Raw genomic sequence first — 26,422 nt, 5'->3', positions numbered from 1 at the left:
AAGGGTGAGTTCCGGTGCCGGTTCCATCAGCCGCGCTGCTTGTCTATCTCGCCCTGGGCCTTCTTGACCGCCTCGGCGAGGAGGCCCGCGGCGTCGCCGTCGCCCGCCGCGATCTTGGACGCGGCCGAGTTGAAGGCGTTGCTGACGGCGGTGTCCCAGGTGCCCGGGTTGTGCTTGCCGTAGCGGTCGGCAAGGGTGACGGCTTCCTTGGCGGAGCCCTGGGAGAGCTTGTCCGCGCCGGCCGCCACGGAGCGGCGGGGCGGCACGTGGAAGCCGTAGCTCTCGGCGAAGTCCTTCTGCAGGTCGGCCTGCTGGACCCACAGCCACTGGACGAACTTCTTGGCCGCGTCGACCTTCCTGCCCTTGGCGTTGACACAGCTGGTCCAGCCGCCGACGCGGACGACGGGGGCGCCGCCGGCCTTGAAGGCGGGCCAGGGCAGGACGCCGAAGTCGTCGCCGAGCGCGGACTTGACGGCGGGCATCGCCCACAGGCCGCACCACTGCATCGGCGCGACGCCCTGGACGAGGGCCGCCGGGTCCCACCAGTCGGTGGTGAAGCCGAGCAGCAGCGACTTGTCGTCGTGCAGGCGCTTGAGTCCGGTGAGCGCTTCGAGCGCCCGGGCTGAGCCGAAGCCCACCTTGCCGTCGGGGCTGACGAGTTCGGCGCCGTTGGACCAGACGGCCAGGATGCCGGAGTCGCCGAGGCCGTCGTTGCCGAGGAACAGGCCCTTGCCCTTGCCCGTGGTCAGGGCCTTCGCGGCGGACACGAGGCCGTCGTAGGTGGTGGGCGGGGTGATCCCGGCCTTGGCCAGGGTGCTCTTGCGGTAGTAGAGCATCATGACGTCGTCGATCATCTTGACGCCGTACAGCTTGCCGTCGACGGTGACCGAGTCGATGGCGTTGGTGTTGAAGTCGCTCCTGGTGCTGCCGTACACGTCGTCGAGGGCGGCGATCTGGCCGCGGCGGGCCAGCATCTCGCCGGCCTCGCCGATCTCGAAGACGTCGGGGGCCGCGTCGGTCAGCAGGGTCGCGTTGAGCTTGGCCGCGTAGTCACCGGGGACCCAGGTGACCTTCACGGCGATGTCCGGGTGGGCCTTGGTGAAGGCGGTGGCGTAGCGGAGCACCGCCTGCTGAGTGCCGGCCTCGCCGTAGGCGTGGTACCAGACGTTGAGGGTGGTCTTCGCGCCGGAGCCGGAGCCGCCGGTGGGGTCGGTGCTGCAGGCGCTGGTCAGCACGGTTCCGGCGGCGACCAGCAGCGATCCGGTGAGGAACCCCCGTCGGCTAAGCTCGGTTCTGCGTGCGCTCATGTCGCATCCTTCGGTGAGGGTGGGGCGGGGCGGGTGTGCTACCTGGCCGGTGCCTTCGACAGTGCTTGCCGGCAGTGGAGGGCACTGGCCAGGGAGTCCGTACGGGCACGGCCGCGCGCGAACGGTGTGGGCCGCACGCGGGCCGTGGTGAGGTCCGGCGGTTCAGCCGGAGCCGGTCGCGGCGGTGGCCGCGTACTGCGGGAACAGGGCCTGGATGGCCACGGCGGCGGCGCCGCGGGACCACTCCTCCCAGGGGAGCGGGCGGAGCAGCAGCGGGCAGCGGGAGGCCGCGCCGAAGGCGTGGGCGGCGAACGCGTCCTTGATGTGGCGGCCGAACAGGTCGTAGGCGGCGAGGCCTTCGCCACTGACGACCACGCGCTCCGGGCCGACCAGGTTGACCAGCGTGGCGATGCCGACGCCGATGGCACGGCCGGCCCGGGCGAAGGCCTCGCGGGCCGCCGGTTCGCCGTCACGGGCCAGCTCGACGACCTGCTCGAAGGTGAGCTCCGTCCGCCCGGTGGCCTCCCGGACCACGCGCAGGATCGCGTCGGTGGAGGCCAGGGCCTCCACGCAGCCGTGCGCGCCGCAGCGGCAGCGCGGTCCGGCCTGGTCGACGCAGATGTGGCCGACCTCGCCGGAGACGCCGTAGGCGCCGCGGAGCAGCTCCCCGTTGACGACCAGGGCGGAGCCGATGCCGGCGCCGATGGTGACCAGCGCGAAGTAGCCGGTGCCGATGCCCTCGCCGAACCAGTGCTCGGCGACGGTCAGGGCCCGCACGTCGTTCTCCACGGTCACCGCGAGGCCGGTGGCGTCGGTGAGCAGTCCGGCGAGCGGGACGTCGCTCCAGCCGAGCAGGCCGGAGTGGCGCACCAGCCCGCTGTCGCGGTCGACGTCGCCCGAGACGGCGACCCCGACGTGCCGGGTCCGGTCTCGGAACTCCGGTTCGCAGCCCAGGAGTTCGTCGATCAGCTCGGTGAACACGGCGGTGACGGTGTCCGGCCGGCAGTCGGTCAGCGGCAGGCTCGCCGTGACGCGGATGCCGGCCCTCAGGTCGCAGACCGCGCCGAAGAGGTGGTCGGGGCTGACCTTGACGCCGACGAAGAACTCCCGGTCGGGAGCCACCGCCAGCGGATTGACGGGCCGTCCCGCGCCGGGGGCGGTGCGCTCCGGCGGGAGTTCGTACAGGTAGCCGTCGTCGATGAGCGGCCGGGCCGCCTTGGTGACGGCCGTCGAGGAGAGTCCGGTGCGTCGGGCCAGCTCCACCCTGCTGAGCGGTCCTTCCGCCAACAGGAGGGCGAGGACCGCGGTTTCGGCGGGTGCACTGACCAGAGGCCGGGAGTGATGTCGAAACACGGGTGAAACGTAGAGCAAATAAATAACTTCTTCCAGTATTGATTTCTCGTCAGACGCCGCCCTACGCTCGTGGCCGCCTCCGTGCCCTCCGCCAAGGGGCCCTGGCCGAAGGCGCGTTCACCCCTCGCCGAGGGCGCGTTCACCCCGCGCCGCGCCGGCCCCACGCCCCGTACCTCTCCGCACGTCAGGGGATCCCACCCGTGCTCGACACGCTCCCGCCCGTCACGTTCGACGCCGCTCTCGGCCTCGCGATCCTGCGCACGCCGCACACCCGGTACGTGGTGCGGATCGGCTCCGACGGCAGCCCACGGCACCTGTACTGGGGCCGGCCGCTGGACGACGCCGTCCTCGCGCGGCTCCCCGAGCCCGCCTCGCCCGCCGCGAGCAGCTTCGAGGCCGACGCCGCCGCCGACGAGCTCGCGCCCCAGAGCGGTGCCCGGTTCGGACCGGCCGGCCTCCAGGTCCGCTTCGGCGACGGCACCCGGGGCGTCCAGTGGCGCTTCGCCGGGGCCACCGTCGACGGCGGCGAACTGCGGCTGCGCCTCGACGACCGGCGCCGCCCGCTGCGCGCCGAGCTCTGCTACCGGGTCCGCCCGGACAGCGACGTCGTCGAGCGCTGGACGGAACTCACCCACACCGCACCGGAAGCAGCCACCGACTCCGAACCCGGCTCCGAACCCGGCTCCGCGTCCGTCTCCGTCTCCGGCTCCGTCTCCGGCTCCGGCTCCGGCTCCGGCCGCGACACCGGCCCGGCACTGCCCGTCACCGTCGAACGGCTCGACTCCGCCTCCTGGACCGCGCCCGCGCTGGCCGACTACCGGCTCAGCCATCTGGTGGGCGGCTGGAACAGCGAGTTCCAGCTCCGCGGCGACCGCCTCCCGGTCGCCGAGACCGTGCTGACCAGCCGCCGCGGGCTCACCGGCCACCACGCCAACCCCTGGCTGGCGCTGGACGACGGGACCGCGACCGAGGAGCGGGGCGAGGTGTGGAGCACCGCCCTGGCCTGGAGCGGCAGCTGGCGCGTCACGGTCCACCGCGACCCGGTCGGCCGCACCACCTGGACCGGGGGCTTCGGCCACGAGGGGCTCGGCTGGACGCTGCGTCCGGGCGAGACGCTGCGCACGCCCGTGTACGCCGGCCTGTACACCCCGGACGGCTTCGGCGCCGCCAGTCGCGGCTGGCACGCGTACGTCCGGCGGCACGTCCTGCCGGAGCCCGGGCGGGACCGGCCGGTCCTCTACAACTCCTGGGAGGCCACGGGCTTCGACGTCGACCAGGACGGGCAGATGCGGCTGGCCCGGCTGGCCGCCGGGCTCGGCGCCGAGCTGTTCGTGCTGGACGACGGCTGGTTCGGCGCCCGCCGCGACGACGGGGCCGGGCTCGGCGACTGGACCCCGCGCCCCGAGGCCTTCCCCGGGGGACTGGGGCCGCTCGCCGACGAAGTGCACCGGCTCGGCATGGACTTCGGGCTCTGGGTGGAGCCGGAGATGGTCAACCGCGACAGCGAGCTCTACCGCGCGCACCCGGACTGGGTCCTGCACTCCCCCGAGCTGGACGCGACCGAACTCCGCAACCAGCTGGTGCTCAACTTCGCCCGCCCCGAGGTGGCGGACTGGGCCTGGCGGACCCTGGACGGGCTCGTGCGCGAGAACCGGGTCGACTGGCTCAAGTGGGATGCCAACCGGGCCTTCACGGAAGCCGGCTGGGCCGGCCACCCCGACCCCGACCGCCTCTGGATCGACCACACCCGGGCCGTCTACCGGATCATGGACCGGCTGCGGGCCGCCCATCCCGGACTGCGGATCGAGGCGTGCGCGGGCGGCGGCGGGCGGGCCGACCTCGGCATCCTCGCCCGTACGGACCAGGTCTGGGTCTCCGACAACACCGATCCGGTCGACCGGATCGGCATCCAGGACGGCTTCAGCCGGCTCTACCCCGCCCAGGCCATGGCCTCCTGGGTCACCGACAGCCCCAACACCACCACCGGCCGGCGCACCCCGCTGCGCTTCCGCTTCCACGTCGCCATGGCCGGGGCCCTGGGCATCGGCGGGAACCTGACCGAGTGGACGGAGGAGGAGCTGGCGGAGGCCGCCCGGTTCGTGGCGCAGTACAAGAGCGTCCGCCCGCTCGTCCAGCACGGGATCCAGCACCGCCTCGGCCCGGCCGGTCCGGTCGGCGCCGCTATCGCCGCGAGCGCCGTCACCGCCGTCCACTACGCGGCCCCCGACGGCGGCGACCACGTGGTCCTGGCCTGGCGCCCCACGACCCGCTACGGCCACGCCGCGGCACCGGTACGGCTGCCCGCGCTCGACCCCGCGGCCCACTATCTGGACCCGGACCTGGACGAGGTGCACAGCGGGGCCGTCCTGGTCCACCGGGGCCTCGACCTGCGGCTCCCGGCCGGGGACCACGCGAGCCGGCTGATCCGGCTGCGCCGCGTGACCCCTTCCTGACCCCGGCGCGGCCGGACGGCACCGCCGACGGTCCCGCGCCCGCACCCCGCCCGCACACGACCACTTGGAACCCCCATGGAGACCTCCCGCGTTCTGGTGATCGGCATCGACGGCGTACGCCTCGACCTGCTGCCCGAGCTGGACACCCCGCACCTCGACGGCATCGCCCGCGCGGGCTTCCTCGCGCCCGTCGAGGTGGACGCCGGCACCCCCACGATGTCGGGCCCCTGCTGGACGACGATCGTCACCGGCGTCGGCGTCACCAAGCACGGCGTCTGGGGCAACCGCCTCGACGGCAACCGCCTCGACGTCTTCCCCGACTTCACGACCCGGCTCGCCGCCGACTGCGGGCGCCGGACCTTCGCCGTCGGCGGCTGGGAGCCCCTCTTCCTCGCCCGGCAGGGCGGCCCGCTGTTCGTCGCGCCCACCCGGCTCGGATACGTCGCCCCGGCCGAGGACACCCCCGAGGCGTGGGAGGAGACCGACGAGCGGGTCACCGCTGAGGCGGAGCACCTGCTGTGCCTCGACGAGGAGTTCCACGCCGGCTTCGTGTACCTCGGCGCCGTCGACGAGACGGCCCACTTCGTCGGCTGCGGCACGGAGTACCGGGCCGCGGTCGAGGCCGCGGACCGGCGGCTCGGCCGCGTCCTCGACGCCGTACACGGACGGCGCGAACGCGCGGGCGAGGAGTGGACGGTCATCGTGGTGACCGACCACGGCCACCGGGAGGAGGGCGGCCACGGCGGGCGCAGCGAGCTGGAGCGTACGGCGTGGATCGCGGCGTGCGGCCCCGGCCTGCCGCCCGGGCAGGCCCCGGCGGGACCGCTGCACCACGCGGACGTCGCCGCGCACGTCTACACGGCCCTCGGGATCGCGCCGGACCCCCACTGGACCCTGGACGGCCGCGCCTTCGCGGTCTGAACCCCTCACCACCCCCGCGCCGCCCCTTCTCCGCCGCCCGAGTCCGCCCGAGTCCGCCCGTCGGTGCCGCACCGGAACTCTTTTCCTTGATCTGGCCGGTTTTTGACGCCGTCTTGAGGCAACCCACAGCTCCCTCCCCTCGTCCTCCGGGGACGAGGGGGGGCACCAGGTACGGGGGATGCCGGGAGACCGGGACACCGCAGGTGCCCTCACGAGACCGATCGTGAGGAAGACCGCTTTGATACGTGTCACACGCGGCGTGACCACCGCCGTGGCGCTGGTCGCGATAGCGGCTGCGTCGCCCCTGCCGGCGTTCGCGCAGCCGACCCCCGGATCGCCGACGGCGTCCCCGGGCAGCCGAGCCGGGGGCGACGGCCTGCCCGAGGGCTGGCGGATATCCGGGACCGGCGCCGACGGCCACCTGGTGTGGACCTCGTCCGAGCCCGTCCGCATGGGCGACGCCCGGGTCGAGTTCCGCGTCGGGGACCGGCTGCTCGGCCTGCCGGAGCCCCAGAAGGACGGCCGGACCTTCCGGCTGCCCCTCGGCGACCTGAGGATCGACGAGAACACCGACCTGAGGGTGACGGCCGGCGGCCGGCGGCTCGACGCCGCCGCGCCCGCCCGCTCGGCCCACAACCGCCCGTCCGCCCCTGCCGCGCGGCCGCAGGCCCAGCTGCCCGCGAACCCGGTCGACCCCGGCAAGGCCGGGCCGTACCGGACCAGCAGCGGCGAGTACACGCTGAACTCCGTCGCGCTGCCCGGCTTCCCCAAGCCCGTCGAGATGCAGGCCGTCGTCGTCGGCCCGACCAACGCGCCCGGCAAGCGGCCGGTGGCCCTGTTCCTGCACGGCCGCCACGGCACCTGCTACAAGCCCGGCACCGAGGACGTCACCGGCGACTGGCCGTGCGCCCCCGGCACCAAGCAGATCCCCAGCCACCTGGGGTACCTGAACGCCCAGAAGCTCCTCGCGTCCCAGGGCTTCGTGACGGTGTCCATCTCCGCCAACGGCATCAACGGGCAGGACTGGCAGGCCGAGGACGCCGGCGCCCAGGCCCGCTCCTCGCTCGTCCGCCAGCACCTCGCCCGCTGGGCCGGCTGGGCCGCCAACCGGGCCTCCGCCCCGGCGGCCGTCCGCGCCACGGGTCCCGCGGACCTCGACCGCGTGCTGCTCGTCGGCCACTCCCGTGGCGGCGAGGGCGTCAACCGGGCGGCGATGGACAGCCTCTACCCGGCCCCCGCCGGCCAGGACGGCTACCGCGGCCCCGTACGGTGGAAGATCCGCGGCAACGTCCTGATCGGGCCCACGATCTTCGGCCAGAACCCGGCCCCCGACGTGCCCTCCGCGACGATCCTGCCGGGCTGCGACGGCGACGTGTCCGACCTCCAGGGCCAGATCTACACCGACGGCACCCGCGGCGTGAGCCAGGGCGCCGCCCTGCACAGCTCGGTCTACATGGTCGGCGCGAACCACAACTACTTCAACAGCGAGTGGACCCCGGGCCAGGCGAAGGCCCCCGCCTTCGACGACTTCTCGTCGGAGGACGGCACCGACCCGCTCTGCTCCCCCGGCACGCGCACCCGGCTGACCGCCGCGCAGCAGCAGACCGCGGGCGCCAGCTACATCGCGGCCGCCGCCCGCCTGTTCGTCGGCGGCGACGACCGGGTCCGGCCGCTGCTCGACGGCACCGGCCGGCGCGCCCCCTCGGCCGGCCCGGCGCAGGTCGTCACCCACGCCGTCGGCGGGCAGCGCACCCAGGCCTTCCTGCCGGGCCCCTCGGTCACCGTCTCCGGTGCCGGCGGCCGCCTCTGCGCCCAGGTCGACCCGAACCCGGCCCGTTCCTGCCTGCCCCCCGAGGAGGGCGGCTCGCCGCACTTCGCGTACTGGGAGGCCGCGCCCGAACCCGGCCGTGACGCCGTCGCGCTGCGCTGGACCAACCCGGGCACGCCCGTCGCGGTGCGCGCGAAGCGACCGGTCTCGCTGGCCGGCTCGCAGTCCCTGGCGCTGCGCCTGTTCGCGCCGCCGAACAGCACCGGCACCCAGCTGGACATCGCCGTGACCGACGCCACCGGCAAGCGGGCGGTCCTGGGCCGCACCACGGTCGACGGCATGCCGGGCAGCCCCCGGACCGCCTCCTCCTGGGCCCGCGAGATCCGCGTGCCGCTGACCGCCGCGACCCGGGCCCGGCTGGACCTGAAGCGGATCACCGCGCTCGAGCTCACCCCGCGCAGCCGCAACGGCCGCGCCTGGCTGATGGACGCGTGGGGCTGGCGCCCCGGCACCGCCGCGGTCCGCCCGGCCCCGCTCGCGCGGGTCGACATCGGCCGTCTGACGGTCAAGGAGGGCAACTCGGGCGTCCGCACGTACCGGGTGCCGGTGCGGGTCACCGGACAGGGCAGCGGCCAGGTCCGGCTGTTCGTCCCCAAGCCGGGCAGCGACCAGATCGCCTCCCGTCTGGTGACGGTGCGCCCCGGACGTCAGGACATCGACGTCTCGGTGCAGGTGAAGGGCAACACCCGCTTCGGCTACGACCTGTCGCAGGACGCCTTCGTGAAGGCCGTGCGCGGCACCGTGGTCGGCTCCCACCGCGGCGGCGTGACCGCCAAGAACGACGACCCCATGCCCAAGGTCACCCTGACGCCCGTCGCGGCCGACGTGACCGAGGGCGCCGCGCTGACCTGGCGGGTGAACCTCTCGGAGCCCGCCGACGTCGACATCATGGGCGCCATCGTCCTGGAGCCGGTCACCGGCGGCGCCGAGCTGTCCACGGCCGACGTCGACCGGGCCTGGCTGGAGGAGCAGCTCGGCCACGTGCCGGACCCGCCGGTGGCGCTGTCCCAGGCGAACGAGGGCAGCGGGCTGTACCTGTCCGTGAACATCCCGGCCGGGAAGACGACGGCCGAGGTGCGGGTGCCCACCGTCAAGGACACGCTCGCCGAGCCGGCCGAGTCGCTGCGGGGCCGCCTGACGACCTACGACGAGAACTGGGATCCGGTCCTGGGCCCCGAGGTCACGGGCACGGTGCGGGACGCGGCGTGAAGCCGACGGCGCGTGAAGCCGACGCGGTGTCATACGACGCGGTGTGATCCGACGCCCTCCGGCGTCGGCTGATCACGAGGCGGACATCGACTCCCTCGGGGGTCGGTGTCCGCCTTTCGCGTGGAGCAGGCAGGAGACCACGACCACCAGCGGCCAGACCGACTGCACACAGGTGACCAGCCGTTCGGCGACGCCGACGGCGCCGCCCTGCCGCTGCATGTCGACGAGGAACCAGCCCGCCCCGAGCCCCATGAGCGCGGTCACGGCGACGGCGGGCGTCGGCCGCAGGCCCCAGGGCGCCGGCCCCGCGCGCTCGGCGGCCAGCACCGGCCAGACGGCCAGGCAGGCGAAGCCGACGGCGGCGACCGAGCCGTGCCGCAGCGATCCCCCGCTGCTGGGCGCCGGGAGCATCGCCACGACGAGCGCCGTCACGCCGCCGGCGGCCAGCGCGATCCGTCCGGCGGGCGCGGCGGTCCGCAGTCCCCAGGCGGTGAACAGGTGGCAGACGCCGAGGCCGAGGAGCGCGCCGGTCATCACCCAGGCCCCGGGTGCTCCGTACGCGGCGAGGACGCTGATGGTCTGGGTGACGGGGTCGTAGCCCGGGCCCTCCAGGATTCCCGCGACCGTCCAGCCGCCGATGAGGAGGACCGGGGCGCACCCCGAGGAGATCAGGGCCCACCGGGGAACGCGTCGCATCGGCCCACCGTAACCACGCCGACGGGCCCGGACGTTCCTCCGCCGCGCCCCGAAGGGCCAGGTGGGCCCGAACGCGCCGCTCAGATCCCGCCGCGGTACCCGGGGTCGGGCAGCTGCCGGGGCTCCCAGCAGACGTCCACGCCGAACAGGAAGAGGCCGAGGGCGAGCAGGGCGGCGAGGGCGGCCGGCCAGGCTCTGCGGGCGCTCCGGGTCCGGCGGAGCGTCAGCAGCCAGGCGACGAGCGGCAGCACGGTGGCACCGAGGAGGATGAGCGGGAGGTCGACGAAGACGACGGTCAGGTCGCGGGCGTGCCCCTCGAACCCGCCGTCGATGCTGAAGGCGGCGCGCGGCGCCCAGTAGAGCAGCCCGGCGAGCGCTCCCGAGGCGGCGAGGAGGCAGCCGCCGGCGCTCTCGGCGGTCGTGCGGTCGTCGGACGTCGGTTGCTCGCTCATACCCGGCAGGGACGCCGGCGGACCGTCCGCGGTTGCGCCGCCCGGCCGTGACGGGTGGGGCGGGCCCGCAGGCCGTACGCCTCACGGGGTGTCAGGCGCCGTCCGGCGTCCCGGCCGTCCCCGCCGTCCCCGCCGACGGCGCCCGGTTCGCGCTGTCGCGTGCCGCGTCTGCCGAGGCGTCCGGCGCTCGCCCTCGTGGAGTCGGTGGGGGAACCCGGGGAGGGTGGCCCGGTCGCGGGGGTACGGGGCGGCGCTTCAGCAGGGGGCGGTCGCCTAACGTTGGTCCATGGTCAACTTTCCGCCACGGGTCGCCCTTCACCCGCTCACCCTCTCCGACCAGGACGAGTTCTGCGCCCTCGTGCGGGCCAGCGCCGAGCTGCACGGGCCCTGGATGCAGCTGCCCGGCACCGCGGAGGACTTCCGCGTGTGGATGCGCCGCTTCGACGACGACGCGAACCGGGGTTTCCTCGTCCGGGTGCGGGAGACCGGTGCGGCCGCCGGGATGGTGAACATCAACTCGATCATCCGGGGCCGCTACCAGGGCGCGTCCCTCGGCTACGCGGCCTTCGCCCCGTCCGCGGGGCGGGGGTACATGACGGAGGGCATCGCCCTCACCCTGGAGCACGCCTTCACCGACCTGCGGCTGCACCGGCTGGAGGCCAACATCCAGCCCGGCAACGAGCCGTCCCTGGCACTGGTGCGGCGGCTCGGCTTCCGCTACGAGGGGATGTCGCCCGGCTATCTCTACATCGACGGGGGCTGGCGGGACCACGAGCGCTGGGCCGTCAGCGCGCCGGAGCCGTGGACGCCCCACCCCTCGCTTCCCGAGGTCTGAGCCGTACGACTCGGCACTCGGTCGGGCGGGAGTTCCGGACACGGCCTACGGCTCGGGGGCGAGCCGTTCGACGGCGACGAGCGCCGCGTCGTCGCCGAGGTGGCCGCCCGCGTACGCCTGGAGGTCGGCGCGCAGCCGGCCGAGCAGGGTCGGCGGGTCGTCCCCGGTCCAGGCCTTCAGACGTTCCGTCAGCGGGTAGAAGGCGCGGGAGCTGTCGCGGGCCTCGACGACCCCGTCGGTGTAGAGCAGCAGCACGTCGCCGACGTCGAAGGGGAAGGTCTCCACGGTGACGGCCGGCGCGAGGACGTCGGACAGGCCGAGCGGCGGGCTCGCGTCGGCGGTGTCGAGGGGGATCACCCGGCCCTGTCGCAGGAGCAGCGGCGGCGGGTGCCCGCAGTTGACGAGCCGTACGACCGGTTCCCGGTCGGGGATGTCGAGGACCAGCGCGGTGACGAAGGCCTCGTCCGCGGTGTCGTCGGCCGCCTCGGCGCCGGCTCCCGTGCCCGGTTCGCCCTCGGTGACCTCGGCCGAGCCGACGCCCGCCTCCAGGTGTCCGATCAGGTCGGGCAGTTCCCGCTCGCGGCGGGCGGTGACCCGGAAGGCGCCGAGGACCAGGGAGGCCTCGCCGATCGCGTCGAGGCCCTTGCCCCGGGCGTCCCCGATGAGCAGCCGCGTCCCGTTCGCGGTGCGGGCCGCCGCGTAGAGGTCGCCGCCCATCTGGGCCTCCTCCTCCGCCGCGAGGTAGACCGAGGCGATGTGCAGCGGTCCGGCCCGGTGCGGCAGCGGGCGCAGGACGACGCTCTGTGCGGCGTGAGCGATGGAGCGGAGCCGCCGGACCCGGTTCTCGTCCCGCTCGCGCAGGTGGGCGAAGAAGGTCGCGATGACCGAGATCAGGACCAGCGCGATGATCTGGTACGTGTGGTTGAGGTCCGTGAGGCTGGTCCGCGCGACGGCCACGACGGACTGGGCGAGCACCGCGACGGCGCCCACGAAGGCGGTCATCCGCGCTCCCGCGAACGAGGCCGTCACGGCGGGGGCGGCGATCAGGAACGGCCCCAGGTGCACGTCGGGCGGCGACAGGACGTCCACGACCGTGATGACCGCGATGATCACGAAGGGGACGGCGAGCAACAGCCGGCCGCCGCGCCGGGTGAGGCGGGGGACGGCGGAGGCCTGCCGGTGGGGATCCATGTGAAAGGCATACATCAGGTGATGGGGTATGTCCCGTTTGCCGGGACCCACGGCGCGGCATGCGCCCGCGCCCTGTCGCCCGTCCCTCCCGCCCGGCCCGGAGCCCGGCCCGGAGCCCGGCCCGGGTTGCCGACGGAGGCCCGGCGGTCCCCGCCGCCTCCGGATCAGGCCATTGGCCGGGCTTCGACCTTTCGCTGTCCGGTTGATCCGCGTTCATCGCGAGTTCGATTGCGGCGGCATGGCGGATGCATGACAAGACCCCAACTCCCTTGAGCCACACCCCGAAGCGCGGCCAGGCTGCTGCTCACGCCGGGAACGGAACCCCCCGTCCCCGGCGATGCGTGCGAGCGCACGCAGCCCCCACAGTCGCGCCGCCCCGCCCAGGGCGCGCCGCCAAGAGGAGGACTCCCTCGTAATGGCACTTCTCAAGAACTCCAAGGCCCGCCTCGCCGTGACGGTCTCCGCCGCGACCGCGGCCGCCCTCCTGGGCACCTTCGCCGCCGTCCCCGCCCAGGCCGCCCCGGCCGAGGGCGTCGTGCTCGCCGCCGGTTCGGCCGACGCGGTGCCCGGCAGCTACATCGTCACCCTCAAGCAGGGCGCCGGGTTCGCGGCCGCCTCCGCCAAGGGCCGCGGGCTCATAGCCGGTTACGGCGGCACGGTCGGCAAGACCTTCGGCTCGGCGCTCAACGGCTACACCGCCCGGCTCGACGCCGCCGCGGCCCGCCGCCTCGCCGCCGACCCCGCCGTCGCGTCCGTCGAGCAGAACCAGGTGGTCCGCGCCGACGCCACGCAGACCAACGCCCCCTGGGGCCTGGACCGCATCGACCAGGCCGCCCTGCCGCTCTCCGGCACGTACACCTACCCCGACAGCGCGGGCGGCGGCGTCACCGCGTACGTCATCGACACGGGCGTCCGGATCAGCCACTCCGAGATCGCCGGGCGCGCCGTGAACGGCTACGACGCGGTCGAGGGCGACGCGGTCGCGCAGGACGGCAACGGGCACGGCACGCACGTCGCCACCACCATCGCCGGGAAGACGTACGGCGTGGCGAAGGCGGCGAGGATCGTGGCCGTCCGCGTGCTCGACAACAACGGCTCCGGGACCACCGCCGGCGTCATCGCGGGCATCGACTGGGTCACCGCGAACCACGCCGCGGGCGCGCCGGCCGTCGCCAACCTCTCGCTCGGCGGCGGCGCCTCCACCGCCCTGGACAACGCGGTGAAGACCTCCATCGCGGACGGCGTCACCTACGCGGTCGCCGCCGGCAACTCCGGCACGAACGCGTCCTCCACGTCCCCGGCCCGGGTGGCCGCCGCCCTCACCGTCGGCGCCACCGACAGCTCGGACGCCAAGCCGAGCTGGTCCAACTACGGCTCGGTGCTCGACCTCTTCGCCCCCGGCGTCTCGATCACCGCGGGCTGGAACACCGGTGACACGGCCACCAACACCATCTCCGGCACCTCGATGGCCACCCCGCACGTCGCCGGTGCCGCGGGCCGTCTACCTCGCCGGCCACACCTCCGCCACCCCGGCGCAGGTCGCCACGGCCCTGATCAACGGCTCCACGCCGAACAAGGTGACCAGCCCGGGCAGCGGCTCCCCGAACCGCCTGCTGCGGCTCGTCCCGTAGTCCCGCAGTCCCGGTAGCCGCACGACGGCCCGTCACCCCAGCGGCGCGCACGACGTGTCCGAGCCGGTGTACGGGAGCGCCCCGGAGGCCCACGAGGCCCCGGGGCGCTCCCCGTTCCCGCCGTTCCCGCCGTTCCGGCTACGCGCCGGCCGGGCGGCGCGGCTCGCGCCACATGCCCCAGAGCATCGGGCCGTCACCGGGCAGCGGCACCTCCTCGCGGACGGTGAAGCCGAAGTGCTCGTAGACCGGGATGTTGGACGCCTTGGAGGACTCCAGGTAAACCGGCATGCCCTCCGCGTCGGCCCGGGCCAGGCCCGAGCGCAGCAGCGCGGACCCGTGGCCCTGCCCCTGCGCGGCCGGGTCGGCGCCTATCAGCGACAGGGACCAGTGCGGCTCCCGGGGCGCGTGCGCGGCGGCGGTCTCGACGGCCGCGCCGAACTGCCCGACCCGGTCGCCGAGGATGCCCTTCAGCTCCTCGATGGTCTCCTCGTCGGGCACCGCCTTCTCCTGCGCCGCCGCGGGCACCCAGAACGAGACGGCCGCGTCGGTGCGCTCGCACACGCCGTGGTGGACGTACTGCCGGGTGAAGATCGTGGCGAAGTAACGGCCCAGCGAGGCCGCGCGGGAGGCGTCCTCCGGGAAGAACCAGCGCATCATCGGGTCGTCGTCGAAGGCGCGGGTCAGAATGCCGCCGATGAGTGCGGCGTCGTCGACCGTGGCCGTCCTGGGTGTGTTCGTCAGGGTCATACGGGTCATTCTGCACGCGATGATCTTGAACTCCGGGGCGGGCCCCCTTCCGGAGCGCGTCCCGTCAGGCCCGGCCCGCGGCCTTCTGGCTGCGCCGGGACAGCGAGTCGACGACCACGGCGGCGAGCAGCACCGAGCCGGTGATCATGAACTGGACGGCGTTGCTGACACCCATGATGTTCATGCCCGACTGGATCGAGCCGATGACGAGGGAGCCGAGCAGGGCCGACCAGACCGAGCCCCGGCCGCCGAACAGGCTGGTGCCGCCGATGACCGCGGCGGCGATGACGTTCATGAGCAGGTTGCCGCCGCCGGAGGTCTGGCTCGCGGACTGGATCTGTCCGGCCAGGAAGAGTCCGCCGACCGCGGCCATCAGGCCGGAGACCGTGAAGACGCTCATGCGGATGAACGGCACGCCGATGCCGGCCCTCCGGGCGCCCTCGATGTTCCCGCCGACCGCGAAGACCTGCCGCCCGTAGCGGGTGCGGCGCAGCACGAAGTCCACGACCACCAGCAGGATCAGGAAGACCAGCAGGGCCAGCGGGAGCCCCTGGTACTGGTTGAGGATGTACGCGGCGGCGAAGGCGATGGCCCCGATCACGACCGTGCGCAGCACGATCTCGGCGACCGGCCGGAACGGCACCCGGGCCGACCGGCGGCGCTTGGCGTCGAGCAGCGAGGAGAGCAGGAAGAGCCCGACGCCGACGCCCGCGGCCACGTAGGCGGCCGCGGGGCTGTGGAAGATCGTCGAGTAGAGCTTGGAGACGATGCTCTCGCTCGGGATGTTGACCGTGCCGCTGCTGCCGAGCACCTGGAGCATCAGGCCGTTCCAGGCGAGGTTGCCGGCCAGGGTGACGACGAAGGCGGGCACGCCGACCTTGGCGAAGAAGAATCCCTGGATGAGTCCGACGGCCGCTCCCCCGGCCAGGGCGACCAGCAGCGCCAGCCACTGGTTCATCCCGTTGATGACGTTGAGCACGGCGAAGAGGGCGGCGCACAGACCACTGACGGAGCCGACGGAGAGGTCGATCTCGCCGAGCAGCAGGACGAAGACGATGCCGACGGCGATCATGCCGGTGCCGACGATCTGCTGGCTGAGGTCGGAGAGGTTCTGCGCGGAGAGGAACGCGCTGTTGAGGCTGCCGAAGACCGTCCAGATGATGATGACGGCCACCACGACGGGCAGCGAGCCGAGTTCGCCGCTGCGCAGCTTGCGGCGGAACTCGCCCAGGTAGCCGCGCAGTCCCTCCTCGCGGACGATCAGACGGCTGTCGACGGCGGGCATCGCCTCGGGGGCGACGCGGTCGCGGTCGTCGGGGTCGCCGGCGCGCTTCATCGCTCCTCCTCCCGTCGCCCCGGGCCCCCGCGCTCGCCGCGGGCTTCCCGTTCCTCGCGGATACGGGCCTGGCGGCGGGTGACGGCGCTGTCGCTGGCGCCGGTGATCGCGGAGATGATCTCTTCGGTCGTGGTGGCGTTCTTGTCGAAGAACCCGTTGTTCCGGCCGAGCCGAAGGACCGCGATCCGGTCGGCGACGGCCATCACGTCGACCATGTTGTGGCTGATGAGGATGGTGCCCAGGCCGTGGCCGCGGAGCCGTTCGACCAGGTCGAGGACCTCGGCGGTCTGCTCCACGCCGAGCGCGGCGGTCGGCTCGTCCAGGATGACGACCTTGGGATCGCCGATCAGGGAGCGGGCGATCGCCACGGTCTGGCGCTGGCCGCCGGAGAGGGAGGCGACGGGGATGCGGACGCTCGGGATGCGGATGGACAGGGTGTCGAGCAGTTCGCGGGAGCGCTGCTCCATGCGGACCTCGTCGAGCACCCCGAAGCGGCGCAGTTCCCTGCCGAGGAAGAGGTTGCCGACCACGTCGAGGTTGTCGCACAGGGCGAGGTCCTGGTAGACGGTGGCGATCCCGAGGTTCTGGGCGTCGTGGGGACGGCCGATCGAGACCGGCCGCCCCTGCCATTCGATGACGCCCTCGTCGGGCGGGTTGACCCCGGCGATCGACTTGACGGCGGTCGACTTGCCGGCGCCGTTGTCGCCGACCAGGGCGACGACCTCACCGGCGTGGACCTCCAGGTCGAAGTCCGACAGGGCCTGGACCGCGCCGAACCGCTTGGAGATCCCCCGCAGTACCAGCACAGGTGCTTCCGGCAATTCCACCGCCTCCGACTACGTCAGGCCGGCTTGCTTGCACGCCGCCGCGTAGGCCGGGGTGCAGATCTCCTGGACGGTGTACATGCCGTCCTTGACGACCGTGTCCTTGATGTTGTCCTTGTTCACGACGACCGGCTTGAGCAGGTTGGACGGCACCTTCTCGCCGCTGCCGCTGGTCTTGGTGACGGGGACGAGGTCGGCGGGCAGCGACTTGCCCTGGGCGAAGTCGACGGCCATGGTCGCGGCGATGTCCGCCTCCGGCTTGTACGGCTTCTGGACGGTGATGGTCTGGGTGCCCAGCAGGATCCGCTGGATGGCGTCGAGTTGGGCGTCCTGTCCGGTCAGCGGCACCTTCAGGCCGGCCGCCTGGAGGGCGGTCGAGATGCCGGCGGCCAGACCGTCGTTGGCCGAGTAGACACCGACGATCTTGTCCTTGCCGAGCGCGCTGATCGCGCCGGACATCTGCTGGTTGGCGTTGTTCGGGTCCCAGTTGGGGGTGTCGTACTCCTTGCCGATCGTCACCTTGCCGTCGAGGACGGAGTGCGCACCGGCCTTGAACTCGGCCGCGTTCGGGTCGGTCGGCGACCCGTTGTGCATCACGATGTCGCCGCTCTTGGCCTTGTCGCCCAGGGCGGCCAGCAGGGCCGTGCCCTGGAGCCTGCCGACCTCGCGGTTGTCGTACGAGACGTAGGCGTCGACCGGACCCTGCGCGAGGCGGTCGTAGGCGACGACCTTCACGCCCGCGTCATGGGCCTTCTGCACGGAGGACTGGATCGACTTCGCGTCCACCGCGTCGAGGATCAGCACCTTGTCGCCCTTGGCGAGCGCGGTGTTGACCTGCTGCTGCTGGGTGGTGGCGCTCTCGGCGGCGTTGTAATAGTCGATCTGGGCGCCCGGCGCCAGCTCCTGGATCTTCTGCTCGATGTACGGCCGGTCGAATTTCTCGTACCGCGTGGTCTTGCTCTCCGGGAGGAGCAGCCCGATGCGGATCTCTTCGGCCTTGCTCTGCGCCGAACCCGGCTGGAGGGCCCCGCTCGTCGACACCACTCCGAGGGAGAGCGCCGCGGTCCCCGCCAGGGCTATCGCGGCGCGCAATGTTCGGGTCATGGGAGGCTCCTTTCGCACGCCGCGCGATTCCGCCTCCGAGACCGCGGGGGCGCGGGCGCACCTCTGGCCTATACCTCGACAGTAGCCCCAACCCCGGGCACCGACCATTCACGGCCGGGCGGCGGGCGAATCCGATGCCGGAGTTCCGTTTCACCCGGGGTGGCGAGGGCGTCACATCGCGTACCGGGCTTTCCGCCGGATCCGGACGCATTGCGCGGCGGGCGTGTGCATTCGCGCCATTGAGCGGGGAAACAGCGCCCGCGCGGTCCGTGCGGGTTCACGATCTGAGCTCATTGTCCATTCGCATCGGACAGATGGAGCGCTCGTGTCGCGAAACGTTTCCCCTTCGCCCGTGCTCATCGAGAACCCCACCGTCACGTTCTCCAGCGCCCCGCAGCGCCGGCCGCTGCGGCACCTGGGCCGCCCCTCTCTGCGCACGTCGGTCTCCGGCACCCGGCGGCGCGCCCGCGGCGAGGCGCCGCGGGTCCTGCTCCTCGTGCCCTCGTACACGCGGGTCGTGGAACCCTCCCCGGAACGGAGCAGCTTCCGGGCCCTCGGCCTGGACACCTTCGAGGTCATGAAGCGGGCCGGCACCCCGATCGGCCTGCTGCGCATCGCCACCAACGCCCGGCTCTCGGGCTTCGACGTGAAGATCGTCGACTCGCCCTTCGCCGGCTGGGAGCAGGAGCGCCACCTGGTCGACCTCGGCGGCGGCAGCAACCTGGTCCGCTACGGCCTCGACGACGCCCAATTACGGGCGGTCATCGAGGAGTACGAGCCGGACGTGATCGGCGTCCAGTGCATCTACACCGTCCAGTGGGGCAACGCCCGCGCCCTCGCCGATCTGGTCAAGGACATCGACCCGTCGATCGTCACGGTCACCGGCGGGGCGCACCCGAGCGGCGACTGGCGCTACTCGGTGCCCGACTCGCCGTTCGACCACGTGGTCATCAACGAGGCCGACCAGACCTTCACCGCCCTGCTGCAGGCGCTGACCGAGGAGGGCGGCGACATCGACGCCGTGCCGGGCATCGCGTACCGCCGCGCGGACGGCGCGGTGGTGCGGACGACGGCGTCCTCCCCTTACATGCGGATCCTGCCGAAGCGGCAGGGGCTCGACCAGCGGCTCGCCATGATGCCGCTGCCCGACTTCGGGCTGCTGGACATGAGCCAGTACGAGCAGGCGTACCACTCGTCGGGCAAGCGGGTGCGGGCGCACGGCTCGTGGGCGCAGATCTTCTCGACGATCGGCTGCAACGTCGGCTGCGACTTCTGCTACATCCCGATGGTGAACGGGCCGTGGCGGGCGCTCGGCACCGACTGGTTCGACCTGCACCTCGGCGAGATCACCAAGCGGGGCGTGACGGAGGTCCTGATCGAGGACGACCACCTGCTGCACGACCCGCTGTACGCGATGCGGGTCTTCGAGCTGCTCCGCAAGCACGACCTGCCGTGGGTCGAGGAGGGCGGCCTGAGCCTGTTCAACCTGGTGCTGCTGCACCTGGGCGAGAGCTTCGCCGCCACGATGGCCGAGTCCGAGCGGCGCAACCCCAACTTCCGGAACGTGCTCGCGGCGATGCGCGACGGGCTCACCTGCCGGGACCTCATCAGGGCGATGGCGGACGGCGGTTGCTACAGCGTGTACCTGGCGGTGGAGAGCGCCAACGAGGACAGCCTGGAGCAGTCGGGCAAGCCGCGGCTCAACGCCTTCCAGCAGGCCACGGGGGAAATCGTCGAGATGTTCACCGAGTACGGGATCCAGGTCACCGGCGGATTCATGCTCGGCTTCGTCAATCCGCCCGAGCGCCCCGGCGCCGAGCCGTACGTCGAGTCGCTGGAGCAGATCGAGAAGACCATCGACTACGCGGTGACCCTGATGGGCCACGGCATGGCGTACGCGAACCCGTTCATCGTCACCCCGCTGCCGGGCACGAAGATGTGGGACTTCCAGAAGGACTACGTCGTCCGGCACTACGACAACGGCTGGTCGCACGAGAAGGCGACGATGGCCACGGAACAGTGGAGCGCGGAGGACATCGAGCGGATGCGGCTCGAACTCCTCGTCCGGGCCAACGGCGCCGAGAAGGTGACCGAAATGGTCCGCCGGGGCACGTGGCCGGTGGACGCCTGACCGGCCGTCGGTCCCCTATCTCCGGCGGCGCGCGGCGCGCAGGGCCTCGGCCGAGGCGAGCATCGCGCCGCCGGTGATCAGCACACAGGCGACGGCGACGGGCCAGCTCGCCGCGGCCCGTCCCGTCGCCACCAGCAGGGCGGTGGACAGCAGCGGGGCGAAGTACGACACGGTGCCGAGCAGCCGGATGTCGCCGTGCTTGGTGCCGTGGTCCCAGACGTAGAAGGCGCCGCCGACCGGTCCGACGCCGAGGGCCAGCACGGCGAGCCACTGCCAGCCCTCGGGCCGGACGGTGGTCTCGAAGAGCAGGTGGGCGGCGGCCGCGAGGGCGGCGGTGGCCAGGCAGAAGAAGGCCACGGCGTCCGTCGGGACCTGCGGGTAGCGCCGGTTCGCGACCGAGTACACCGACCACACCACGGCGCAGACGGCGGCGGCGACGTAGCCGAGCAGGTACTCGCCGCGGAACTGGACGCCCTGTCCGCCGGTCACGAGCAGGAAGGTGCCGCCGAGGCCCAGCACCGCGCCGGCCGTGTGCCACCAGCGCAGCCGCTCGCCCGGCAGCAGCGCGGAGAACACCACGATGAGCAGCGGCCACAGATAGGCGATGAGGCCGGCGTCGACGGGCGGGGCGTTGCGCAGGGCCAGGAAGTAGAAGAAGTGGTAGCCGAACAGTCCGCCGATCCCGAGCACCCAGGCCCCGGCGGGCAGCCCGCGCACGAGCGCGGCACCGCCGCGCAGGGCCCGCGGCAGCCCGAGGAGCCCGCCGACGGCGAAGGCCATGGCGGTCAGCTGGAACGGCGGGATCCGCCCGGTGAGCGTGGTGAAGAGGGCGAGCGACGCCCACAGCAGCACGGCCACGCCGCCGACCGCGGTCGCTCTGAGGCGGCGTGCCGGGGTGACGACGGGGCCGCCGTGGGGCTCCGGCCCCGAGGTGATGACCTGCTCTCGCGCGTCCTGTGCGTCCACGTGCTCCCCAGTCCGTCGGGTCCGGCGCTGCTGCCCGTCGACGACTATCGGGGAGCCGTGCGGGGGCGCACCACCCGCACCCCCGCTTTCCGGACAGGCGGGGCGGACGGCGGGCTTCCGGAGGGGGCTTTGCATGACCATGCGTCTTCATGCATAATATTGCCATGTCTAAGGTCCTCACCTCCCTTCCGGTCGGCGAACGCGTCGGCATCGCCTTCTCCGGCGGTCTCGACACCTCGGTCGCGGTCGCGTGGATGCGCGACAAGGGCGCCGTGCCCTGCACCTACACCGCCGACATCGGCCAGTACGACGAGCCCGACATCGCCTCGGTGCCCGGCCGCGCCAAGGCCTACGGTGCCGAGATCGCGCGCCTGGTCGACTGCCGCGCCGCGCTCGTCGAGGAGGGCCTGGCCGCGCTCGCCTGCGGCGCGTTCCACATCCGCTCCGGCGGCCGCGCCTACTTCAACACCACCCCGCTCGGCCGCGCCGTCACCGGCACGCTGCTGGTCCGCGCGATGCTCGAGGACGACGTCCAGATCTGGGGCGACGGCTCGACCTACAAGGGCAACGACATCGAGCGGTTCTACCGCTACGGCCTGCTGGCCAACCCCCACCTGCGGATCTACAAGCCGTGGCTCGACGCGAACTTCGTGACCGAGCTCGGCGGCCGCAAGGAGATGTCGGAGTGGCTGCTCGCCCACGGCCTCCCCTACCGGGACAGCACCGAGAAGGCGTACTCCACGGACGCCAACATCTGGGGCGCCACCCACGAGGCGAAGACCCTGGAGCACCTGGACACCGGCGTCGAGACCGTCGAGCCGATCATGGGCGTGCGCTTCTGGGACCCCTCGGTCGAGATCGCCGCGGAGGACGTGACGATCGGCTTCGACCAGGGCCGCCCGGTCACCATCAACGGCAAGGAGTTCGGCTCCGCCGTCGACCTGGTCATGGAGGCCAACGCCATCGGCGGCCGCCACGGCCTGGGCATGTCGGACCAGATCGAGAACCGGATCATCGAGGCCAAGAGCCGCGGCATCTACGAGGCCCCCGGCATGGCCCTGCTGCACGCCGCTTACGAACGCCTCGTCAACGCCATCCACAACGAGGACACCCTCGCCCAGTACCACAACGAGGGCCGCCGCCTCGGCCGGCTCATGTACGAGGGCCGCTGGCTGGACCCGCAGGCGCTGATGGTCCGCGAGTCCCTGCAGCGCTGGGTCGGCGCGGCCGTCACGGGCGAGGTGACCCTGCGGCTGCGGCGCGGCGAGGACTACTCGATCCTCGACACCACCGGCCCCGCGTTCAGCTACCACCCGGACAAGCTGTCCATGGAGCGCACCGAGGACTCGGCCTTCGGCCCCACGGACCGCATCGGCCAGCTCACCATGCGCAACCTCGACATCGCCGACTCGCGGGCCAAGCTGGAGCAGTACGCCGGCCTCGGCCTGATCGGCACCGGCAGCCCCGCGATCGGCGCCGCCCAGGCCGCGGCGACCGGTCTCATCGGCACCATGCCGGAGATGCCCGAGGGCGGCGCCGAGGCGATCGCCTCGCGCGGCGAGGTCTCGGCCGCGGACGAGCTGCTCGACGCCGCCGCGATGGAGTCCGGCACCGACTGACCCGACCCCTCCCCCGAGGCCGGCCCACCCCCCGGGGCCGGCCCCGCCCCGAGGCCGGCCCGACGCCCCTGGCGCCGGGCCGGCCTTGCGGTGTTCCGGGGTGCTCCGCGCCCCCCGCGGGCCGCGCTGCCGCTCAGCCGGCCGGGGCGTACCCCGACGGACGCGTGGTGAAGGTCCCGCGGCCCTGGGTGCGCCCGCGGAGCCGGGACGCGTAGCCGAAGAGCTCGGCCAGCGGCACCGTGGCCGTCAGGACCGCCGTACCGCCCCGGGTGGTCGAGTCGGTGACCCGGCCGCGCCGGGCGGACAGGTCGCCGAGGACGGAGCCGACGGCGCTGTCGGGCACGGTCACGGTGACCTCGGCGACCGGTTCGAGCAGCGCCAGCTCGCTCGTCCGGAGCGCCTCGCGGAGGGCGAAGCGGCCCGCGGCCCGGAAGGCGAGCTCGGACGAGTCCTTCACATGGGTCGCCCCGTCGGTGAGCGTGACGCGCACGCCGGTGACGGGATGGCCGCCGAGCGGGCCCTCGGCGAGGGCGTCGCGGCAGCCGGCCTCGACCGCGCGCACGAACTCCTGCGGGACGCGGCCGCCCGTGACGGTCGACCGGAAGACGAAGTCCGGCGCCCCCGGAGCCTCCTCCCGGTCCGCCCCCTCCAGCGGTGCGAGGTCGATGACGACGTGGGCGAACTGGCCCGCGCCGCCGTCCTGTTTGACGTGCCGGTACGCGAGTCCGGTGACGCCCCGGACGACGGTCTCCCGGTACGCCACGCGCGGCCGGCCCACCGTGACCTCCAGGCCCTGGGCGCGGCGCAGCTTCTCCACCGCCACCTCCAGGTGCAGCTCGCCCAGGCCGGACAGCACCGTCTGGCCCGATTCCGGGTCGGTGCGCACGACCAGCGACGGGTCCTCCTCGGCGAGGCGGGCCAGGGCGGCGGCGAGGCGTTCGGTGTCGAGGCCCCGCCGGGCCTCGACGGCCACGGAGACGACCGGGTCGGCGGAGACGGGCGGTTCGAGCAGCATGGGCGCGTCCGGGGCGCAGAGCGTGGCACCGGCGCGGGCGGCCTTCGGGCCGACGACGGCGACGATGTCGCCGGCCACGGCCCGGTCCGCCTCCGTGGTCCGGTCGGCCTGGACCCGCAGGATCCGGGCGATCCGTTCGCTGCGGCGCGCGGTGGTGTCGAGCACGGTGTCCCCCTTGCGGATCGTTCCCGCGTAGACGCGGAGGTAGGTCAGGCGGCCGGTGGGCGTGGCGCTCACCTTGAAGGCGAGCGCGGTGAACGGCGCCTCCGGGTCGGCGGGGCGGTCCCCGCGGACCGGCGGCAGGTCCGTCGGCGCGGGCAGGTAGGCGACGACGGCGTCGAGCAGCGGTTCGATGCCGCGGTTGCGGTAGGCGGAGCCGCAGAGCACGACGACGGCCTCGCCGGAGAGGGTGAGGTCGCGCAGCGCGGCGGCCAGCGTGGGCTCCGTGAGCGTGCCGAGCTCGCAGTACTCCTCCAGGGCGGCGGCGTGCAGTTCCGCGACCGTCTCCGTCAGCCGGCGCCGGCGGCGTGCGGCCTCGTCCCGCAGCTCCTCGGGCACGGGACCCTCGGTGCAGGTGTCGGCCCCGTCCGGCCACGCGTACGCCCGCATGCGGACCAGGTCCACGACGCCGGTGAAGGCGGCTTCGCTGCCGATGGGGAGCTGGACGGGCAGCGGTACGGTGCCGAGCCGGGTGCGCAGGGAGTGCACGGCGGTGTCGAGGTCGGCGCCCGCGCGGTCGAGCTTGTTGACGAAGGCGATGCGCGGGACCCCGTGCCGGTCGGCCTGGCGCCACACCGACTCGCTCTGCGGCTCGACGCCCGCCACGCCGTCGAAGACGGCGACGGCGCCGTCGAGGACGCGCAGCGCGCGTTCCACCTCGTCGGAGAAGTCGACGTGCCCGGGCGTGTCGATCAGGTTCAGCCGGTGTCCGGCCCAGTCGCAGCTGACGGCCGCGGCGGAGATGGTGATGCCGCGGTCGCGCTCCTGCGGGTCGAAGTCGGTGACGGTGGTGCCGTCGTGGACCTCGCCGCGCTTGTGGATGGCACCGGTGAGGAAGAGGAACCGCTCGGTGAGGGTGGTCTTGCCGGCGTCGACGTGGGCCAGGATGCCGAGGTTGCGGACGGCGGTGCGGGCGTTTCCGGTGGTACGCATGATGGTGGTCTTTCGCGTGCGAAGCGGTGGCTGGGCAGCGCGATTGCCGTGACGGCGGGCCGGGCACGCGGAAGTCGGGAAAGGCGTGCGTGGATCCGTCCTCGTCGCGGGTCAGCGGTGCCGGCCGCGCAGCCGGCACCGGACGGACGAAGAGGCCAGGATCACGTCGTACCGGGCGCGGGAGACGACGGCGGCGGTGGTGACGTGGGCACGCACGGTCGGCTCCCTTCGTGGCTCTGCGGTGGTGACGGGTCGGGCCTGTCGGCCCGCTTCGGGGAGTCTAGGGAGAAGCGGGCCCGGGTGGACAACGCTTTTTCGGCGGGCGGTTCGCGCGTCAGCCCTTCGCCCCGTAGTACGACTCGATGGGGCCTCGGGCGGCGTCGAACAGGGCCGGGCCGTCCTGCGGCACGGTCGGCCAGGCGCCCGACTCCGGGTTGAGCGCGACCAGTTGTTCCGTGGAGAGCGCGAAGACGACCCGGCCGAGGCCGGAGCGCACCAGAGCGCCCGCACACATGCCGCAGGGCTGGCAGCTGGTGTACATCGTGGTGCGGGCGGCGGTCTCGCGGTCGAGTTCGCTCGCCGCCCAGCGGGCCAGCTTCAGCTCCGGGTGGGCGGTGATGTCGTCGTCCCGGCGCACCGTGTTGTGCGCCTCGGCGAGGACGGTGCCGTCGGGTGCGGCGAGCAGCGAGCCGTACGGTGCGTCGCCGAGGGTGACGGCGCGGGCGGCGAGGTCGACGGCACGGCGCAGCAGCTTCTCGTCGGCGGGGGTGATCACGGTGCGGTCCTCCGGTGTGCGGCAAGGGTGGTGAGGTCCCGCCAGGCGGTGTGCGGCCGGCGGGTGGCCTCCGGGTCTCCGTGGTAAGGGTCGAGCACGACGGTGCCCGCGCCGAGCAGGCGCAGCTGTTCGAGGTCGTCGAGGACCTGTTCGAGGGAGCCGACCCCGGCGAGCCGCTCGGGGTCGTCGACGGGCGCGTCGGTCAGCCGCAGCGCGATGCGGGGCGCGAACCCGGGCAGCGCGTGGCTCCGCACGACCGAGCCCATCCAGGGCAGCGTGCCCCGCAGCGGGTGCCAGGCGTCGCCGAACCGGACGGCGCGGCGGACGCCCGCCTCGCTGTTGCCGCCGACCCACAGCGGTACGGAGCCGATGCCGGCCTCGCGCAGGGCGGCCAGGTGCTCGTCGGTGACGCGCCCGCGCCGGGCGAAGGGCACGCCGAGCGCCTCGAACTCCCGGCGGGCCCAGCCGACGCCCACGCCGAGCACGAGCCGTCCACCGCTGAGCGCGTCCAGGTTGGCTGCCATGCGGGCCACCAGGAGGGGGTGACGGTAGGGCAGCACGAGCACGGTGGTGCCGAGCCGCACCCGGGTGGTGACGCCGGCCAGCCAGGACAGCGTGGTGAAGGGCTCGTAGAACGGCTCCGGGTAGCGCTCGGCCACGTCCGGGGTGACGGCCACGTGGTCGGAGACCATGAGCAGGTCGAAGCCGAGACCCTCCACGACCCGCGCCCAGTCGCGCAGCGTCCCGGGATCGGTGCCGGGTCCGAAGTTCGGTACGTTGACGCCTAGTTGCATGGTCGGAGGCTATCCCGGCGATCATGGACGATTGAAGAGCGAACTCCCTTTTCCGAAGCCCTTCTCCCGTGGATTTCCCGGTA

General features: G+C 73.4%; 19 protein-coding genes and 1 pseudogene. 7 read left to right on the top strand and 13 right to left on the bottom strand.

Annotation, left to right across the window (positions count from 1 at the left end; genetic code table 11):
- Nucleotides 1-26: 26 nt before the first annotated feature.
- On the bottom strand, nucleotides 27-1,307 hold the full coding sequence (locus tag ABD981_RS02330) for an ABC transporter substrate-binding protein (RefSeq protein WP_046908167.1): 1,281 nt from the start codon (nucleotides 1,305-1,307) through the stop codon (nucleotides 27-29).
- A 162-nt stretch (nucleotides 1,308-1,469) separates the two neighbouring features.
- Nucleotides 1,470-2,660: an ROK family transcriptional regulator gene (locus ABD981_RS02325; protein ID WP_205628179.1), complete on the bottom strand. Its 1,191-nt coding sequence runs from the start codon at nucleotides 2,658-2,660 to the stop codon at nucleotides 1,470-1,472.
- Between the two features lie 200 nt (nucleotides 2,661-2,860).
- Between ABD981_RS02325 and ABD981_RS02320 the strand changes: the two genes are divergently transcribed.
- From ABD981_RS02320 to ABD981_RS02310, 3 genes are all read left to right on the top strand, one after another.
- Nucleotides 2,861-5,113, top strand: coding sequence for an alpha-galactosidase (locus ABD981_RS02320; RefSeq protein ID WP_046908168.1), 2,253 nt, complete (start codon nucleotides 2,861-2,863; stop codon nucleotides 5,111-5,113).
- Nucleotides 5,114-5,188: 75 nt separating this feature from the next.
- Entirely contained in the window at nucleotides 5,189-6,034 is an 846-nt protein-coding gene (locus ABD981_RS02315) for an alkaline phosphatase family protein (protein ID WP_046908169.1), read from the top strand.
- Nucleotides 6,035-6,272: 238 nt separating this feature from the next.
- Nucleotides 6,273-9,071 carry an alpha/beta hydrolase gene (locus ABD981_RS02310; RefSeq protein WP_046908170.1) on the top strand — a complete coding sequence of 933 codons (2,799 nt, stop codon included), beginning with the start codon at nucleotides 6,273-6,275 and terminating at the stop codon, nucleotides 9,069-9,071.
- A gap of 72 nt (nucleotides 9,072-9,143) precedes the next feature.
- Here ABD981_RS02310 and ABD981_RS02305 read toward each other — a convergent pair whose 3' ends face one another.
- Together ABD981_RS02305 and ABD981_RS02300 are read right to left on the bottom strand one after the other, a co-directional pair.
- A complete protein-coding gene (locus tag ABD981_RS02305) occupies nucleotides 9,144-9,767 on the bottom strand; it encodes a DUF998 domain-containing protein (RefSeq protein ID WP_046908171.1) in 624 nt (207 codons plus the stop codon).
- An 80-nt stretch (nucleotides 9,768-9,847) separates the two neighbouring features.
- Nucleotides 9,848-10,219 carry a hypothetical protein gene (locus tag ABD981_RS02300; RefSeq protein ID WP_046908172.1) on the bottom strand — a complete coding sequence of 124 codons (372 nt, stop codon included), beginning with the start codon at nucleotides 10,217-10,219 and terminating at the stop codon, nucleotides 9,848-9,850.
- A 286-nt stretch (nucleotides 10,220-10,505) separates the two neighbouring features.
- Here ABD981_RS02300 and ABD981_RS02295 point away from each other — a divergent pair, with 286 nt between their 5' ends.
- Nucleotides 10,506-11,054, top strand: a complete 549-nt coding sequence (locus tag ABD981_RS02295; protein WP_046908173.1) for a GNAT family N-acetyltransferase — start codon at nucleotides 10,506-10,508, stop codon at nucleotides 11,052-11,054.
- A gap of 45 nt (nucleotides 11,055-11,099) precedes the next feature.
- Here the strand turns inward: ABD981_RS02295 and ABD981_RS02290 are convergent, their stop codons facing one another.
- Nucleotides 11,100-12,245, bottom strand: a complete 1,146-nt coding sequence (locus ABD981_RS02290; protein WP_046908174.1) for a PP2C family protein-serine/threonine phosphatase — start codon at nucleotides 12,243-12,245, stop codon at nucleotides 11,100-11,102.
- A 415-nt stretch (nucleotides 12,246-12,660) separates the two neighbouring features.
- On the opposite strand from ABD981_RS02290, the pseudogene ABD981_RS02285 reads away from it, so the two are divergent.
- A pseudogene (locus ABD981_RS02285) lies at nucleotides 12,661-13,876 on the top strand (S8 family peptidase).
- Nucleotides 13,877-14,014: 138 nt separating this feature from the next.
- Here the strand turns inward: ABD981_RS02285 and ABD981_RS02280 are convergent.
- The 4 genes from ABD981_RS02280 to ABD981_RS02265 form a co-directional block, all read right to left on the bottom strand.
- A complete protein-coding gene (locus ABD981_RS02280; protein ID WP_046908176.1) occupies nucleotides 14,015-14,623 on the bottom strand; it encodes a GNAT family N-acetyltransferase in 609 nt (202 codons plus the stop codon).
- A 64-nt stretch (nucleotides 14,624-14,687) separates the two neighbouring features.
- Entirely contained in the window at nucleotides 14,688-15,959 is a 1,272-nt protein-coding gene (locus ABD981_RS02275; RefSeq protein ID WP_046908177.1) for a sugar ABC transporter permease, read from the bottom strand.
- On the bottom strand, nucleotides 15,956-16,780 hold the full coding sequence (locus ABD981_RS02270) for an ATP-binding cassette domain-containing protein (protein ID WP_123954523.1): 825 nt from the start codon (nucleotides 16,778-16,780) through the stop codon (nucleotides 15,956-15,958). The genes ABD981_RS02275 and ABD981_RS02270 overlap by 4 nt, the downstream gene beginning before the upstream one ends.
- Nucleotides 16,781-16,795: 15 nt before the next feature.
- On the bottom strand, nucleotides 16,796-17,887 hold the full coding sequence (locus ABD981_RS02265; protein ID WP_046908179.1) for a sugar ABC transporter substrate-binding protein: 1,092 nt from the start codon (nucleotides 17,885-17,887) through the stop codon (nucleotides 16,796-16,798).
- A gap of 352 nt (nucleotides 17,888-18,239) precedes the next feature.
- On the opposite strand from ABD981_RS02265, the gene ABD981_RS02260 reads away from it, so the two are divergent.
- Nucleotides 18,240-20,018, top strand: a complete 1,779-nt coding sequence (locus ABD981_RS02260; protein WP_046908180.1) for a B12-binding domain-containing radical SAM protein — start codon at nucleotides 18,240-18,242, stop codon at nucleotides 20,016-20,018.
- A 15-nt stretch (nucleotides 20,019-20,033) separates the two neighbouring features.
- On the opposite strand, the gene yddG is transcribed toward ABD981_RS02260, so the two are convergent.
- Complete coding sequence (gene yddG / locus ABD981_RS02255; protein WP_240495252.1) at nucleotides 20,034-20,984, bottom strand: aromatic amino acid exporter YddG; 951 nt, start codon at nucleotides 20,982-20,984, stop codon at nucleotides 20,034-20,036.
- 164 nt (nucleotides 20,985-21,148) lie between these two features.
- On the opposite strand from yddG, the gene argG reads away from it, so the two are divergent.
- A complete protein-coding gene (gene argG / locus ABD981_RS02250) occupies nucleotides 21,149-22,603 on the top strand; it encodes an argininosuccinate synthase (protein WP_046908181.1) in 1,455 nt (484 codons plus the stop codon).
- Nucleotides 22,604-22,736: 133 nt separating this feature from the next.
- Here argG and fusA read toward each other — a convergent pair whose 3' ends face one another.
- The 3 genes from fusA to ABD981_RS02235 all read right to left on the bottom strand — a co-directional run bounded on the left by fusA (nucleotide 22,737) and on the right by ABD981_RS02235 (nucleotide 26,339).
- On the bottom strand, nucleotides 22,737-24,770 hold the full coding sequence (fusA, locus tag ABD981_RS02245; RefSeq protein ID WP_046908182.1) for an elongation factor G: 2,034 nt from the start codon (nucleotides 24,768-24,770) through the stop codon (nucleotides 22,737-22,739).
- Between the two features lie 334 nt (nucleotides 24,771-25,104).
- Entirely contained in the window at nucleotides 25,105-25,545 is a 441-nt protein-coding gene (locus tag ABD981_RS02240) for a nucleoside deaminase (RefSeq protein WP_046908183.1), read from the bottom strand.
- A complete protein-coding gene (locus tag ABD981_RS02235) occupies nucleotides 25,542-26,339 on the bottom strand; it encodes an LLM class flavin-dependent oxidoreductase (RefSeq protein ID WP_046908184.1) in 798 nt (265 codons plus the stop codon). The genes ABD981_RS02240 and ABD981_RS02235 overlap by 4 nt, the downstream gene beginning before the upstream one ends.
- Between the last annotated feature and the right edge of the window lie 83 nt (nucleotides 26,340-26,422).

The organism is Streptomyces showdoensis (assembly GCF_039535475.1).
Classification (GTDB): domain Bacteria; phylum Actinomycetota; class Actinomycetes; order Streptomycetales; family Streptomycetaceae; genus Streptomyces; species Streptomyces showdoensis.
The sequence above is the reverse complement of the archived record's forward strand: the minus strand, read 5'-3'. Positions and strand labels throughout refer to the sequence as shown.